This is a genomic window from Actinomadura rugatobispora (assembly GCF_055379765.1).
In genome coordinates this window covers 507,645-522,209 of record NZ_AP029191.1, presented here as the reverse complement: position 1 = coordinate 522,209, position 14,565 = coordinate 507,645, and the positions used below count along the sequence as shown (strand labels likewise).

Below are 14,565 nucleotides of genomic sequence, written 5' to 3'. Positions count from 1 at the left end.
GCCTGCCGTCAGGGGGAGGCGGAGGCGACGGCGGCGTCCAGACGCTCGGTGACCCGCCCCAGCAGCGCGTGCAGGGTGCGCAGCTCGTCGACGCCGAGACCGGTCGCCTCCATGATCCGCAGCGGCAGCCCCGCGGCCCGCTCGCGCAGCGCGGCGCCCCGCCCGGTCAGGTGCACCGAGACCGAGCGCTCGTCGCTGCGCCCGCGCCGCCGCTCCACCAGGCCCGCCGCCTCCATCCGCTTGACCAGCGGGGACAGCGTGCCGGAGTCGAGCCGCAGGCGCGCGCCCAGCTCCTTGACGGTCGGCCCGTCGGACTCCCAGAGGGCGAGCATGAGCAGGTACTGCGGGTAGGTCAGGCCCAGGTCGCGCAGCAGCGACCGGTACAGCGCGTCGAACGCTCGCGAGGTCGTGTGCAGCGCGAAGCACACCTGGTGGTCGAGCCGCAGCAGTTCCCCCGGGGGCAGCGCCGCGAGATCGGGGTCCGGGACGCTCATGGCGTGATTCTACCGTTACCTGGACGGCGATTGAATTGCCCGCAATTGTTCGGTTTCCTGCGGGTTCATCCCGTCCAGAAGGGGTCGCGACCCGTCCGGCCGATGAGCCGGTCCAGCGGCGGCGCCCCCTCGGGCACGCCGACCGCCGGCCCGAACAGCCCCGAGTCCGCCGGCGCCTGGGACACGAACGCCAGGCAGGCGTCGGCCTCCTCCTCCGAGACGGTGTACGGGCGGCCCGTCGCGCGGGCGATGTCCCAGCCGTGCACGACCAGCTCGTCGAGCGCGACCAGGCCCGCGACCTCGCCGGGCAGGTCGACCCCGCCCGCCTGGGTCATGCCGGTCCAGGCCGCCGGGTCGCGCCAGGCCCCGGCGAGGGCCTCGAGGCGCTCGGCGTACAGCTCGCGCCAGCCTTCCTCCAGCTGGGACGCGTCCGCGGACGGGCCGCCCGCCGACAGCGCGGTCTTGGGGTCCTTCGTCGCGGCCCAGGTGAACGCCAGCGACAGGCCGCCCACATGGTGGACCAGATCGCCGACCGTGTACTTCTCGCACGGCGTGGCGGCGCCCAGCGCGTCGTCGGGCACGGCGGCGAGCAGCGCGGCGGTGCGCCGCGCGGCGGGCGTCAGATCGATCATCGTGTTCGTCTCCTTCGAGGTGGTTCCGGGGATGCGGACCCGGTCATCCCCGAAAACTCATCGGCGCCACGAAAGTATTACTTTCTGTCGCTGAACGAGTGCCGTACGTTGCTGTGCTGACGCAGGACGCGAACGCCGACAAGACCGCAGGAAAGACGCAGAGAAGAGGTCGGAACCGCCCCATGCAGCAGCCGTTCGAGCTTCCGGAGTTCTACGTCGTCCACCCCGCCCGCCTCAACCCGCACGTCGAGGGAGCCCGCACGCACAGCACGCGGTGGGCCCGGACGATGGGCATGCTGGACGACGCCCGCGACCCCGGCACCCCGGAGATCTGGAGCGAGAGGCAGCTCGCCGCGATGGACTACGCGCTGCTGTGCGCCTACACCCATCCCGACTGCGCGGCCCCCGAGCTCGACCTGATCACCGACTGGTACGTGTGGGTGTTCTACTTCGACGACCACTTCCTGGAGGTCTACAAGAAGCCGCGCGACCGGGACGGCGCCAGGGCCTACCTCGACCGGCTGTGCTCGTTCATGGGCCCCGAGCCGCCCGCGCCGGAGAACGCGTGCGAGCGCGGCCTGGCCGACCTGTGGGCGCGCACCGTCCCGGCGAGGTCGGCGCAGTGGCGCGCGCGGTTCGCCGAGAGCACCGAGGCGCTGCTGCGCGAGTCCCTGTGGGAGCTGGCCAACATCAGCGCGGACCGGGTGCCCAACCCGGTCGAGTACATCGAGGTGCGGCGCCGGGTCGGCGGAGCCCCCTGGTCGGCCGACCTGGTCGAGCACGCGGTGGGCGCCGAGGTGCCGGCGCGGGTGGCGGCCTCCCGGCCGCTGCGGGTGCTCAAGGACGCCTTCTCCGACGGCGTGCACCTGCGCAACGACATCTTCTCCTACCAGCGCGAGACCGAGACCGAGGGCGAGGTCAACAACTGCGTGCTGGTGGTCGAGCGGTTCCTGGAGGTGGACGCGCAGCGCGCCGCCGAGGTCGTCAACGAGGCGCTGACCTCGCGGCTGCGGCAGTTCGAGAACACCGCGCTGACCGAGGTCCCGCACATCTTCGAGGAGTACGGCCTCGACCCGGCCGAACGGGCCGCGGTGGCCGCCTACGTCAAGGGCCTGCAGGACTGGCAGTCGGGCGGCCACGAGTGGCACCTGCGCTCCAGCCGCTACATGAACAAGGGCGGCGGCTCCGCGTCCGGCGCGGGCGGCGGGCCCAGCGGCCTGGGCACGGCGGCGGCGCGCATCGCCACCGTGCTGCGGGCGGCGGCGCCGTCCCCGCTGGCGGCCCCGTACCGGCGGGTGGGGCCGACCGCGCTGCCGGAGTTCACCATGCCGTACACGGCGCGGGTCAACCCGAACCGTGCGCGCGCCCGCCGCGCCACCATCGCCTGGTGCGGGGAGGTGGGCATGTACGAGCCGGTGGCGCGGCTGCCCGAGCCCCTGTGGAGCCGGAGCGACCTGGAGGGGTTCGCGTTCGAGATCTGCGCCGCCTCGATCGACCCCGACTCCACCGCCGGCGAGCTCGACCTGTCGACGCAGTGGCTGGCCTGGGGCACCTACGGCGACGACTACTTCCCGGCCGTCTTCCACCGCGACCGCGACATGGCCGGGGCCAAGGTGTTCGCGGCCCGGCTGCCGCTGTTCATGCCGCTGGACTGCGGCGCCGTCCCTCCGCCGACCGGCCCCGTTGAGACCGGGCTGGCCGACCTCTGGCGCCGTACGGCGGAGCCGATGGCGAGGGAGGACCGCGCGTGGTTCCGCGCCGCCGTGGAGGCGATGGTCGATAGTTGGCTCTGGGAGCTGCACAACCACATGCAGGACCGCATCCCCGACCCGGTCGACTACCTGGAGATGCGGCGCCAGGCCTTCGGGTCGGAGCTGACGCTGAACCTCACCCGGATCCGGCGCGGTCGCGGCATCCCGCCCGAGCTCTACCGCAGCCGCACGATCGAGGGCGTCGAGAACGCGGTCATGGACTACGCCTGCCTGCTGAACGACGTGTTCTCGTACCAGAAGGAGATCGAGTTCGAGGGCGCCCGGTCGAACGGGGTGGTGGCCGTGGAGCACCTGCTGGGCTGCGGGCGCGACACGGCGGTGGCGATCGTCGACGATCTGATGGCCTCGCGGCTGCGGCAGTTCGAGCGGACGGTCGCCGACGAACTGCCCGTCCTGGCCGAGGAGTACGGCCTGGAGGCCGAGGCCCGCGAGTCCCTCGACGCCTACGTGGACGACCTGCGCAACTGGATGGCCGGAATCCTCAAGTGGCACCGGGAGACGCGCCGCTACGGGGAGGAGGAGCTCCTGGAGCGGTACGGCCCCCGCGTGCCCGCCGCCTCGCCGGGCGCCGCGTCCGCGGAGCGGCCCGGGACGGCGGGAGCCCTGGCCCCCGGGGCGCTCCGCAGGCCGATCGGGCCCAACGGGCTCGGCACCTCCGCTACCCGGATCCGGCTTCCGCGCGGCGTCTCCGCCGGTCCTGGCGCATCCGGATGACGCGCCGGCCGAGGCGCTGCGCCGGAAGCTCGACATGGCGGTGCGCCAGCGTGCCGAACACCAGCACCGCGATGATCAGCACGGTCAGCCACAGCAGCCGCACCGGCGTGCCCAGGGTCTCCGGCTCGTCGGTGACCTGCCAGATGATCTGCAGCACCTGGAAGTGCAGGAGGTAGACCGAGTAGCTGATCACCCCGAGCCAGGGCAGGAAGCGGGGGAAGCGGCGGTGGCGCAGCAGCAGCCCGGCCAGGAACGTCAGCCAGGCGGCGGCCACCGCCGTCGGCCACCCCCACACCCCGGTGGCCTGCCAGGCGCCGGTGCGGCCGGCGATCGCCAGCCCGGCCCCGGCGCCGACGGTGAGCACGGGCACCAGCACGACCATCGCCACCGGGCGCCGTCCGGTGGCCTGGCCGCTCTGGATCCGGTAGATCGCGGTCCCGGCGAACATCGTGGCGATGATGGCCAGGCTCTCCACCCCGCCGACCCGGCTGTTGACCGTGACCAGCGCGAGCGCCAGCACGCCGAGGACGACCACGCCGCAGCGCCGGGCGGCCGGCCGGCCGCTCATCACCGCCAGCAGGCCCGCGGCCATCAGCACCGCGGCCGCCACGATCCCGCCCTGCGGGAAGCGGGAGGTGAGCAGGCCGGTCGGCAGCACGGCCCCGACGACCGCGGCGCCGGCCGCGAACGACAGCGCGGTCCCCGCGCTGGCCCGGTGCACGCCCGCGACGAACATCGCCGTGATGAGCAGGTAGAACGCCATCTCGTACGACAGCGTCCAGAAGACGTTGACCGCGTTGGGCACCGACAGCAGGTCCTGGAGCATGGTGAGGTGCGCCAGCGCGGACAGCCCGGGGCGGTCGGTGAGCTGCTGCGGCGGGCTCCAGGTGAGGCCGGCCAGGCCGATCCCGACGCCGATGACGGCGGCCACCGCCCACAGCGGGTACAGGCGGAACATCCGGCCGATCCAGAACCGCCGCACGCTGCCGCGCCGCTCCAGCGAGGCGGGCACGATGTAGCCGCTGACGATGAAGAACACGAAGACGCCGTAGCGGCCGAAGTCGAACCAGGGGCTCGCGCCCGCGCGGATCTCGGGGAACAGCACGTCCAGGGAGTGCTCGAAGACCACGACGATGGCGGCCAGGCCGCGCAGGGCGTCCAGCCATTCCAGCCGCGCGCCGCCCGGGGCGGGCGGTGACGAGGTCGAGGGCGGCGGCGCTGTCGAGGCCGGTGCGGGCCGGGAGGCGGACGGGACGGTGGCGGAGGGCGAGGTGCTTGCGGGCATCCCGGCCACGCTAGGGCATGTCGCTGCGTGAATGCTCCGGCGAACCTGAACACTTCCTGAATCCTGACCTTCCGGGAGTTCGGCCGGGAGTCAGGATCCGGGGCGCCGCCGAGGGATTCTGGAATCCGATTCGGTAATCTGGTGAGCGGTGCCGGCGGAGCGCGCCGGAGCCGGGAGAGACGGACATGGGGATCTGATGGCACGCAAGTCGAGCGGCCGTACGGGCGAGGCGTCCTGGCAGTGGAGCCGTACCGCCGAGACCCGCAGGGTGATGCTGCGGGCGGCCCGCGACGTGTTCGTCGAGCACGGCTTCGCCGAGTCCAGCGTGGCCGAGGTCGTGGAACGCGCCGGATCCAGCGTCGGCAGCCTCTACCACCACTTCGGCGGCAAGAGCGAGCTGTTCCTGGCCCTGTGGGAGGACCACCAGGACGCGCACGAGAGCAGCGCGGCCGGCGCCGTCGCCAAGGCCCGCGCGGCGGGCGAGGAGGACCCGCTGGAGCTGTTCGTCCAGGGCGCCCGGGCGTTCCTGCGGGACTGCTGGGAGCGCCGCCGCCTGATCCTGCTGTTCATGGACGGCGACGCCCCGCCCGGGTTCGAGCTGATGCGCCGCACCCGCAGCCGCGAGTGGGTCCGGCAGAACGCCGTCCTGCTCGGGGCGGGCACCGGGCCGGAGGACCGGGTGACCGTGACCGTTCTCACCACCGTCATCGGCGAGGCGGGGCGCGAGGTCGCCGCGTGCGAGACGGCGGAGGAGGCGGCCGCGGTGGTCGACACCGCCATCCGCCTCATCCGCCGTCTGGACCCGCTCACCGCGTTCACCACCGGCACGACGGGCACCCCAAGCTGACCGCCGGGGGAGGGGCGTCAGTCGTCGTCCTTGCTCCCGACGGTCTCCCACCACTCGGCGGCGCGGTCGTGGTCGAGGCCGGTCGTCCACAGGTCGGCCGGGTCCAGCGGCATCAGGAACTCGCGGAGCTCGCGGTCGAGCCGGTAGGACCGCTTGGTCTTGGAGCCGGGCTCGCCGGTCTCGGGGTCGTCGTAGAGATCGAGGATCTCCTGCGGGTAGGCCTCGCGCTCGTTCTCCCGGCCCGCGAAGAACGGGAAGCCGAACGCCGCGGACGCCACCTCGGGCAGCAGCAGGCCGGTGCGGGCGGCCAGGCCGCGGACGCCGTCGATGTCGTAGGGCGCGGGCCCGCGCTCGGCGCGCAGCCGGTCGAACTCCGCGATCCGCCCGGCGCCGCCCCAGCCCTGCGCGACGACGGGACGCAGCGTCGCCCAGCCGGGCATGTCGAACGGCTCGAAGCGCCCGTCCGGCGAGTACTCGACCGCCTTGGACTCCCGGTCGGGGTGCCCCTGGAACGACAGCATGATCAGTGACCCGGACGGGGTCCGCCACAGCTCGCCCTGGGGCTTCTGCGTTCCGCCGCGCGAGGTGAAGGAGTGCAGCCGCCACCGCCCGCTGCCGTCGCCCCAGGGGGTGTCGCCCCAGGCGCGGAGGGTGTCGAACAGGCGGGCGCGCTCGTACTCGACCGTCCAGGGCCAGGCGGCCAGCAGGGCCTTGCCGCCGAGTTCGCCGAAAGGGAACCAGATGCCCCCGGTGCCGGGCGGGAGTGCGATGGTGCCGAGCGGGTAGGCGGTGGCCGTGCCGGACGACGGGCGGACCGTGCCCGCGCCGGACGCCTCGGCGGCCTCCGCCAGCGCCTCGGCCAGGACGCGCACCGTGACGACCTGGGAGATCCCCCGTCCCGAACGCAGGCCCGACTCGCTGCGGATCAGCGCCGGGACCCGCTCCGGACGGTCCGTGCCGAGCCGGTCGTGCAGCCGCAGCGTCTGGGGGAGGAGCGCGGTGGCGCGCGTCACCAGCGTCTCGATCGCCTGCTTGAGGCGGGGCGCGGTGACCGAGGGGAGCAGCCGGTCGATCGCGGCCGCGCGCTCCTCCGGGCCGCGCAGCGCCGCGTTCACCAGCTCCTCGGCGGTCTCGCGCGTGAGCCCGCGCAGCGCCGCCGACCCGGCGGGGTCGGCCGGGCCGAGCCTGGGCCACCAGCCGGGCGGCGGCAGCACGGGCTCCTGGGCGGGCCCGGACGGGCTGTAGGCGGTGCGGGAGGTCAGCGTCCCGTCCGGCGCCGTGATGTGGATCATCGCCCGGTGCAGCCGGACGAACGCGGGCTCGGCGGCGCCCGGGAAGGTCACCTGGGCGGCGGGCGGGGCGTCCGGCCAGCGGGCGAGCGCGCCGGTGTCGAAGCTGATCTCCTTTCCATCCACCAGGCGGAAGGTCTTGCGCAGGCTGCTGACCCGGTCGAAGTCGGAGAGGTAGAAGGACTCGCCGTCGTACCAGGGGGTCCCGCCGCCGGCGTTCGGGACGGTGGCGCGGTGGACGACGCCGTCCGGGCCGTGGACCTCGGCCTTCCCCTGGTCTGTCGCGAGGGTGAGCAGGTCGCCGTGCTGGACGGCCGACACGCGTCCCCCGTCGGCCGCCTTCACGACGGGGAGGTCGAGCTCTTCGGGGATGCCGGTGCGCAGTGCCCGGTACAGGACGTCCACGGGGTCGGTGAGCGTCAGGTCGCCGAACGCCTCGGGGGCGAGGCCGGCGTGTCCGGCGTCGGCGAGCGGCACCAGGTGGGGCAGCGCGATCTCCAGGCCGAGCAGGTCGCCGGCCGAGGCCTCCGCGATCCAGTCCCGGACGTGCTCCGACAGCGCGTCGCGCAGCTCGGGCCGCCCCCAGACGCGGCGGAGCGCCGCGGGGTAGTCGATGTTGGCGTAGTGGTTGAGGGTGCGGACGAACCAGTCCATGTCGTCGGCGAACCGGGCGGGCTCGTCCCGCAGCCGCCCGGCCAGCTCGTCGAGGTCCTTGATCCGGTCCCATTGGGGCCCGCCCTCGCTGAACCGGGGGCGGTTCTTGTCGAGGTTGCGGAAGGCCAGGGGGTGCGCGCCCGCCCACGACACCATCGGGTCCGAGCCCGGGTCGAGCCGCACGCCCGAGGGCGGCGGGAAGAGCCGGTCGGCCGCCTGGCCGGCGAGCCGGACGAGCGGGCGGATCGGGGCGGGGCCGAGGGAGACGAACCAGTCCCGGGACAGCCGTGCGCCCGCCCCGGCGCGGTCCAGCAGCTCCAGCCACTCCAGGCGGAGGCGGGCGTCGAGGTCGGCGTCGTCGTACACGCCGGGTGCGGGCTCGGCCGCGACCAGCAGGTCGAGCAGCTCGGCGGAGCCCCTGCACAGCCGTTGCAGCGCGGGGCCGGCGGCCTCCCAGACCGGCAGCGCGGCCCGGCTCAGCAGGCCGCCGCGCAGCAGCCGCTCGGCGAACCAGTCCTCCTCGGCCTCGCGGGCCGCGCCGGCCGCGGCGGCCACCGCCACCAGGTCGGCCATGAGGTTGGGGTAGGGGAGGACGCCGCCGGCGAGGAACGCCTCGACGATCTCGCGGGCCTCGGCCTGGGAGCCCGTGCGGTCGACGCGGGCGGCGAGGCCGGCGAGGTGGTCGTGCAGCAGGCTCGGGGTGATGACGCCGGTCGGCACCAGCTCCAGCAGCGTGCGGTGCGCCCGCGCCGTGTCGGGGGCCAGGCCCAGCAGCGTCCGGTGGGCCTCCTCGACCTTGCGGGCCCTGCCGAGGAACGTCGAGGCCAGGCCGGTGTGCCCGGCGGCGTGGAAGGCGCGGCAGGCGTGCTCGAAGAACTCCGGGAGGGATCGGACGGGCAGCCCGGCGGCCAGGGCGACGACCCGGTCCTCCGCTCCGCGCGGATCGCCGGCGGCGCTCCCCAGCGCGTCCGCGATGTCCGGCCATTGCGTTATGGCGGTGCTGCCCTGCGTGCCCTCATCGGCCATGCGTGTCCCCCTCTGGCGGTGATCTTCGCCAGGAGGGTAGTGCTCGGGACCGACGTCCGGGGGCGCGACCGCGAAGAAGGGGTGAAGGAGTGGCGGAGAGCCGCCGGTCCCGTTCCGTGGCAGCGCTACGGGACCGGCGGCCTGCCGGAGGGAGTCCCTTGCGGGACCCGCTCCGCCCCTTCTAACCGGACGCATCCGCTTCAAACACCTTCCTTCCGGACGATGTCTGCGATCTGCCCTGATCTGCCCCGATGCCGTCCCGATGTCGTGTTTCGGTCCGGGCGGCCGGGTAGGGCCGACCACGACCGGTCGGCGATCGCGACGCGACGGGCCCGGCGCGGTGACGCCGCGGGCCCTCTCGGGAGGACGATGATGAAGGCGCTCACCTGGCATGGCAAGCGCGATGTGCGCGTGGAGCAGGTGCCCGACCCGGTGATCAAGGAGGACACCGACGCGATCATCCGGGTCACCAGCACCGGGATCTGCGGATCGGACCTGCACCTGTACGAGGTGCTGGGCCCGTTCATGGGCGAGGGCGACATCCTGGGCCACGAGGCCATGGGGGTGGTGGAGGAGACCGGCTCCTCGGTGACCGGCATCCGCCCGGGGGACCGGGTGGTGATCCCGTTCAACATCTCCTGCGGCCACTGCTACATGTGCGACCGCGAGCTGTACGCGCAGTGCGAGACGACCCAGGTGCGGGAGCACGGCACCGGCGCGGCCCTGTTCGGCTACACCAAGCTCTACGGGCAGGTGCCGGGCGGTCAGGCCGAGTTCCTGCGGGTCCCGCAGGCCCACTTCGGCCCGGTCAAGGTCCCGGAGGGGCCCTCCGACGACCGGTTCCTGTACCTGTCCGACGTGCTGCCGACGTCCTGGCAGGCCGTGGAGTTCGCGGACGTCCCCGAGGGCGGCACCGTCGCGGTGCTGGGGCTCGGGCCGATCGGGCAGATGTGCTGCCGCATCGCCCGCCACCGCGGCTTCCGCGTCATCGGGATCGACCGGGTGCGCGAGCGGCTGGACGTCGCCCGCCGGCACGGCACCGAGGTCGTGGACGAGTCCGAGGCCGACGACCTGGGCGACGCGGTGCGCGGGATGACCGGGGGCCGCGGCGCCGACTCGGTGATCGAGGCGGTGGGCATGGAGGCGCACGGCTCGCTGGCGGGCCGGCTCGCGCACACGATCACCGGGCTGGTGCCCGGCCGGGCCGCCGCCCCGCTCATGTCGCGGGTCGGGATGGACCGGATGGCGGCGCTGCTGGAGGCGATCGAGATCGTCCGGCGCGGCGGCACCATCTCGGTCATCGGCGTGTACGGCGGGATGACCGATCCGCTGCCGATGCTGCGGATGTTCGACAAGGGCGTCACGCTGCGGATGGGCCAGGCCCACGTCAAGCGGTGGATCGACGCGCTGATGCCGCTGGTGGCCGACGACGCCGACCCGCTCGGCGTGGAGGGCCTGGCCACCCACCACCTGCCGCTGGACGAGGCGCCGCACGGCTACGAGATCTTCCAGAAGAAGCAGGAGGGCGCGCTGAAGGTCGTCCTCAATCCCTGACTACGGCCCGCCCGCGACCGGACGGTCCGGGATGGAACGGCTCCGGGCGGGGTAACTGCCGTCCATGCGAACTGCCATCTTGGACATCGGCTCCAATTCCGCCCATCTGAAGGTCGTCGATCTCGAGCCGGGAGAGCCGGTGCGGCCGATCCGCTCGGTGAAGCGGCCCACCCGGCTGGCCGAGGCGATCACCCGGGGCGGCCGGATCGGGCCGCGGGCCTCCGGCCGGCTGTCGACGGCGGTGGCGGAGGCGCTGGTGGCGGCCCGGGACGAGGGCGCCGACGAGCTGGTGGCGTTCGGCACCGCCGCGCTGCGCGACGCGTCCAACCGCGCCGAGGTGGTGGCCGGGCTGGCCGCCCGCACCGGGGTGGAGCCGTCGTTCCTGTCCGGGGTGGACGAGGCGCGCCTGACGTTCCTGGCGGCCCGCGGCTGGTACGGCTGGTCGGCGGGGCCGCTGCTGCTGGCCGACATCGGCGGCGGCTCGCTGGAGATCGCCGCCGGGGACGGCACCGAGCCCGGGTTCGCGGTGACGCTGCCGCTGGGCGCCGGCCGTCTCACCCGCGAGCACCTGCCCGGCGACCCGCCCCGCCGCCGCGACGTCAAGCGGTTGCGCGGCGTGGTTGGGGAACATCTGGACGACCGGCTTCCGGACGGCCCGGACGGGCTGTGGGAGGGGCGTCCCGGCGAGGGGCCGGGCGCGGGGCGGGCGGTCGCCACGTCCAAGATCTTCGCGCAGCTGGCGAGGTCGCTGCGGCGGCGGGACGCCGAGGGCCGGCGGATCCTGCGGCGCAAGGACCTGCGCGACCAGATCCCGCGGCTGGCCCGGATGACCGCCGCCGACCGGACCGGGCTCAAGGGCGTCTCGGCGACCAGGGCCCGCCAGCTCCTGGCGGGCGCGATCGTGGCCGAGGCGGTCATGCGGCGGCTTGAGCTGCGCCGCCTGGAGGTCTGCCCGTGGGCGCTGCGCGAGGGCATCGCGCTGCGCCGCCTCCAGCAGATCGGCGGGCCGGCGCCGTCCGTCGACGACGACATCGGCCACCTGCTGCGCCCGATGCCCGGCCCGCGGTCCCGGCTCCACTGCGTCGGCGGGGTGGGGGCGGGCGCGTCCTGAGCCGGCCGTGCCGGGGCGCTTCCGGCCGGGCGGTCAGACGTGGGTGTCGCAGGCGGCCAGGTAACCCGCCAGGTAGGCCTCGGCGACCCGCCCGACCAGGGCGTCGTCGGGGAGGAACTCGCTGTGGTGCAGGCCCGGGGCCTCGTCCGGCGAGCCCTCCCCGGCCGTCCCCACGAACAGCATGAGCCCGCGCGTGACGTGGCAGTAGTGGGAGAAGTCGTCGGCGCCGAAGGACCGGAACGAGGTGTCGACCGGGATGCCCAGCCCGGTCAGCCGGCGCGCGGCCTCCAGTGCGAGCGGCGGGTCGTTGTGCAGGGACGGCTGCATCTCGTGGATCCGCACCTCGGCCGTGCAGCCGTGCGCGGCGGCGGTGTGCTCGACGATGTCGCGGACGAGGCCGGCGGCGATCTGCCGCTCGTCGTCGCCCATCACCCGGATCCCGCCGCGCGCCGAGGCGGTCCTGGGGATGACGTTGGCGGCGCTGCCCGCGGTGACCTGGCCCACCGAGCAGACCGCGCCGCGGACCGGGTCGAAGCGCCTGCTGACCACCTGCTGCAGCGAGACCACCGCCTGGCACAGCGCCAGCACCGGATCGCGGGCGGTGTGCGGGTAGCCGGCGTGGCCGCCGCGGCCCTCGATGGTGATCTCGAACTCGTCGGCCGCCGCGTTCACGGGGCCGGGCACGGCCGACACCACGCCCTCGGCCAGCCGGGGCTGCACGTGCGCGCCGATCACGGCGTGCGCGCCGTCCAGGGCGCCCTCCCGCACCGCGTCGGCGGCGCCGGAGGGGAAGGTCTCCTCGCGCGGCTGCAGCAGCGCCGCGATCGGGGCGTGGCCGCCGACCCGGGCCGCCGCGCGGCACACCGCCACCAGCGCGGCCAGGTGGACGTCGTGCCCGCAGGCGTGCATGGCGTGGGTGCGGGACGCCCAGGGCGCCCCGGTCCGCTCGTCGATCGGCAGCGCGTCCAGCTCGGCGCGCAGCACGACGCGGGGGCCGCCGCCGTCGCCGATCCGGACGATCCGGCCGGTGCCCGCGACCGGCGTCCCGGGGCCGGCGTCCAGCGCCCGCACGACGGCGCGCGTGGTGTCGCCCTCGTCGCCGGAGACGCGGGGGTCGGCGTGCAGCCGGTGGCGCAGCTCGATCGCGGCGGGCAGCTCGTCGGCGACCGCCGCCCGGAACTTCTCCACCTGCACGCTGTCCACCTGCATCCTTTCCTCCCGTGCCGTCCTGTGACCCTCCTGCGAGCGGGCCCGACCACCCACCGTAGGGGCGCGCGGCGGAATCGTCATGGCGGACGCGTGACACCGGCCACGCCGTAACACGGATTTCACCTGGCTCGTTCCTGCTCCACCTGCGGTGATATGGGTTCGCATATCGTTCTCACCCCGATATCGATCTTGGACTTTCCGCTGGTGAGATGGTGTTCTGTGGGCGGCCCGCCGGACGTGCGCGGGCGCTCCGCCGAGCGGACGGACGAAGGGGGACAAAAATGCGCAGACCTGGCGCCGTCATCGTGGCCGCCGTGGCCGTGGCGGCCGTGCTCGCGGGCGCGGGGATCTTCTGGTTCCTGCGCTCGGGGGACGGCCCCGAGCAGACCGCGGAGCGGTACCTGGCCGCCTGGCAGCGCGGGGACACCGCGGCCATGCGCGCGCTGACCGCCGACCCGCCCGCCGACTTCGACCGGCGCGTCACCGGGACGCGGGACGATCTCGGCGCCGTCCGGCAGCGGTTCACCGTCAGCTCCGTCGGCGACCCGGACGGCGGCCGGGCGGGCGGCTCCTACCGCGCGGAGATCACGCTGGCGGGCGGCCGCACCTGGGCCTACCAGGGCACCCTGCCGTTCGTGGAGCGCGACGGCCGGTGGCTGGTGGCGTGGTCGCCGCAGGTGCTCCACCCGGAGCTGCGCGAGGGGCAGCGGCTGCGCGCCAGCCGGGCCTGGTCCGACCGGGCCGCGATCCAGGCCGCCGACGGCACCGACCTGCGCGGCTCCTCCTCCGGCTCGGTCGAGCAGCTGGTCGGGCCGGTCGCCCCCCGCCTCCGCCGACGCCGCCAAGAAGCTCGGCGCCCCCTACCGGAAGGGCGACGCCGCGGGCGCCGACGGGCTGCAGCGCCAGTACGAGCGCCGCCTGGCCGGCACGCCCGCGATGGCCGTGCAGATCACCGGGGCGGACGGCTCGGTCGTCAAGACGCTGCAGCGGTTCGGGGGCGCGCCGGGGCAGCCGCTGCGGACGACCCTCGACCTCAAGGTGCAGGAGGCGGCGGGCCGCGCCCTCGGCGATGTGGACAAGCCCGCCTCGATGGTGGCGCTCCGGCCGTCCACCGGGGAGATCCTCGCGGTCGCCAACAAGCCGGGCGGCTACAACCGGGCGCTGATGGGCCGCTACCCGCCCGGCTCGACGTTCAAGGTGGTCACCGCCGCGGCCCTGGTGGCGGGCGGGGTGAGCGTGTCCAGCCCGGTCGGCTGCCCGGCCACCACCACCGTGGGCGGACGGACGTTCAAGAACTCCGAGAACGAGGCGTTCGGGACGGTGCCGTTCCGGGAGGCGTTCGCGCACTCCTGCAACACCACCATGGCGCGGCTGACCGTGGACCGGCTCGGCGAGAAGCGGCTGGCGCAGGTGGCGGCCCAGTTCGGCTTCAACGCCCCGCTCATCACCGGGCTGCCGGCCGTGCGGGCCTCGTACCCGGCGACCGGGGACGCCACCGCGCTGGCCGCGGCGTCGTTCGGGCAGGGCGAGGTGCTGACCAGCCCGCTCAACATGGCGGGCGTCGCCGCCGCGGCCGCCTCCGGCACGTGGCGGTCGCCGCGGCTGGTGGACGCCGCGCTGGCCTCGCAGGCCGTGGACGCCGGAGGCCGCCGCCCGGAGCCGCAGCACCGGCTGGAGCCGGCGGTGCACAAGGCGCTGCGGACGCTGATGCCCGCCGTGGTCAGCGAGGGCACCGCGTCGAAGGTCAGCTTCCCCGCCGGCACGGCGGGCAAGACGGGCACCGCCGAGTTCGGGACCGCGCCGGAGGGCGGCGAGCCGCCCACGCACGCGTGGTTCATCGGCTACCGGGGCGACCTGGCCTTCGCCGTCATCGTCGAGGACGGCGGCACGGGCGCCGGGACCGCGGCCCCCGTCGCGGCGGAGTTCCTCCGCTCGCTGTAGGGAAAAGGGGAGCAATCGGCGATTGAATTCGGGAGTG

General features: G+C 74.7%; 10 protein-coding genes and 1 pseudogene. 6 read left to right on the top strand and 5 right to left on the bottom strand.

Annotated features, from left to right (window positions below):
* Positions 1-8: 8 nt before the first annotated feature.
* Entirely contained in the window at positions 9-494 is a 486-nt protein-coding gene (locus ACZ466_RS02015; RefSeq protein ID WP_378287785.1) for a MarR family winged helix-turn-helix transcriptional regulator, read from the bottom strand.
* A 65-nt stretch (positions 495-559) separates the two neighbouring features.
* Positions 560-1,126 (bottom strand): TIGR03086 family metal-binding protein, encoded by a 567-nt coding sequence (locus ACZ466_RS02010; protein ID WP_378287784.1) that lies wholly within the window; start codon positions 1,124-1,126, stop codon positions 560-562.
* A 113-nt stretch (positions 1,127-1,239) separates the two neighbouring features.
* On the opposite strand from ACZ466_RS02010, the gene ACZ466_RS02005 reads away from it, so the two are divergent.
* Positions 1,240-3,612: a terpene synthase family protein gene (locus ACZ466_RS02005; RefSeq protein ID WP_464042727.1), complete on the top strand. Its 2,373-nt coding sequence runs from the start codon at positions 1,240-1,242 to the stop codon at positions 3,610-3,612.
* On the opposite strand, the gene ACZ466_RS02000 is transcribed toward ACZ466_RS02005, so the two are convergent.
* A complete protein-coding gene (locus tag ACZ466_RS02000) occupies positions 3,557-4,897 on the bottom strand; it encodes an acyltransferase family protein (RefSeq protein WP_378287782.1) in 1,341 nt (446 codons plus the stop codon). The two genes, ACZ466_RS02005 and ACZ466_RS02000, sit on opposite strands and share 56 nt — an antisense overlap.
* 196 nt (positions 4,898-5,093) lie before the next feature.
* Between ACZ466_RS02000 and ACZ466_RS01995 the strand changes: the two genes are divergently transcribed.
* Positions 5,094-5,744, top strand: coding sequence for a TetR/AcrR family transcriptional regulator (locus tag ACZ466_RS01995; protein ID WP_378287781.1), 651 nt, complete (start codon positions 5,094-5,096; stop codon positions 5,742-5,744).
* 17 nt (positions 5,745-5,761) lie between these two features.
* Here ACZ466_RS01995 and ACZ466_RS01990 read toward each other — a convergent pair whose 3' ends face one another.
* Positions 5,762-8,713, bottom strand: a complete 2,952-nt coding sequence (locus ACZ466_RS01990) for a hypothetical protein (RefSeq protein WP_378287780.1) — start codon at positions 8,711-8,713, stop codon at positions 5,762-5,764.
* Positions 8,714-9,085: 372 nt separating this feature from the next.
* On the opposite strand from ACZ466_RS01990, the gene ACZ466_RS01985 reads away from it, so the two are divergent.
* Together ACZ466_RS01985 and ACZ466_RS01980 are read left to right on the top strand one after the other, a co-directional pair.
* The gene (locus ACZ466_RS01985; RefSeq protein WP_378287849.1) at positions 9,086-10,267 is read left to right on the top strand and encodes a zinc-dependent alcohol dehydrogenase; all 1,182 of its coding nucleotides are present in this window, start codon (positions 9,086-9,088) and stop codon (positions 10,265-10,267) included.
* A gap of 64 nt (positions 10,268-10,331) precedes the next feature.
* A complete protein-coding gene (locus tag ACZ466_RS01980) occupies positions 10,332-11,378 on the top strand; it encodes a Ppx/GppA family phosphatase (protein ID WP_378287779.1) in 1,047 nt (348 codons plus the stop codon).
* 33 nt (positions 11,379-11,411) lie between these two features.
* On the opposite strand, the gene ACZ466_RS01975 is transcribed toward ACZ466_RS01980, so the two are convergent.
* Positions 11,412-12,587, bottom strand: a complete 1,176-nt coding sequence (locus ACZ466_RS01975) for a M20 metallopeptidase family protein (protein ID WP_378287778.1) — start codon at positions 12,585-12,587, stop codon at positions 11,412-11,414.
* A gap of 209 nt (positions 12,588-12,796) precedes the next feature.
* Between ACZ466_RS01975 and ACZ466_RS01970 the strand changes: the two are divergent.
* Both ACZ466_RS01970 and ACZ466_RS01965 read left to right on the top strand, forming a co-directional pair.
* Positions 12,797-13,234: pseudogene (locus ACZ466_RS01970) on the top strand (nuclear transport factor 2 family protein); the annotation flags it as partial.
* Between the two features lie 289 nt (positions 13,235-13,523).
* Complete coding sequence (locus tag ACZ466_RS01965; protein WP_464042724.1) at positions 13,524-14,528, top strand: penicillin-binding transpeptidase domain-containing protein; 1,005 nt, start codon at positions 13,524-13,526, stop codon at positions 14,526-14,528.
* The last annotated feature ends 37 nt before the right edge of the window (positions 14,529-14,565 follow it).

Excerpts from the sequence above, each read along its gene's own strand:
- ACZ466_RS01985 (WP_378287849.1), top strand. The coding sequence starts at position 9,086 with ATGAAGGCGCTCACCTGGCATGGCAAGCGCGATGTGCGCGTGGAGCAG.
- ACZ466_RS01980 (WP_378287779.1), top strand. The coding sequence starts at position 10,332 with ATGCGAACTGCCATCTTGGACATCGGCTCCAATTCCGCCCATCTGAAG.
- ACZ466_RS01965 (WP_464042724.1), top strand. The coding sequence starts at position 13,524 with ATGGCCGTGCAGATCACCGGGGCGGACGGCTCGGTCGTCAAGACGCTG.
- ACZ466_RS02010 (WP_378287784.1), bottom strand. The coding sequence starts at position 1,126 with ATGATCGATCTGACGCCCGCCGCGCGGCGCACCGCCGCGCTGCTCGCC.
- ACZ466_RS02015 (WP_378287785.1), bottom strand. The coding sequence starts at position 494 with ATGAGCGTCCCGGACCCCGATCTCGCGGCGCTGCCCCCGGGGGAACTG.
- ACZ466_RS01975 (WP_378287778.1), bottom strand. The coding sequence starts at position 12,587 with ATGCAGGTGGACAGCGTGCAGGTGGAGAAGTTCCGGGCGGCGGTCGCC.
- ACZ466_RS01990 (WP_378287780.1), bottom strand. The coding sequence starts at position 8,713 with ATGGCCGATGAGGGCACGCAGGGCAGCACCGCCATAACGCAATGGCCG.
- ACZ466_RS02000 (WP_378287782.1), bottom strand. The coding sequence starts at position 4,897 with ATGCCCGCAAGCACCTCGCCCTCCGCCACCGTCCCGTCCGCCTCCCGG.
- ACZ466_RS01995 (WP_378287781.1), top strand. The coding sequence starts at position 5,094 with ATGGCACGCAAGTCGAGCGGCCGTACGGGCGAGGCGTCCTGGCAGTGG.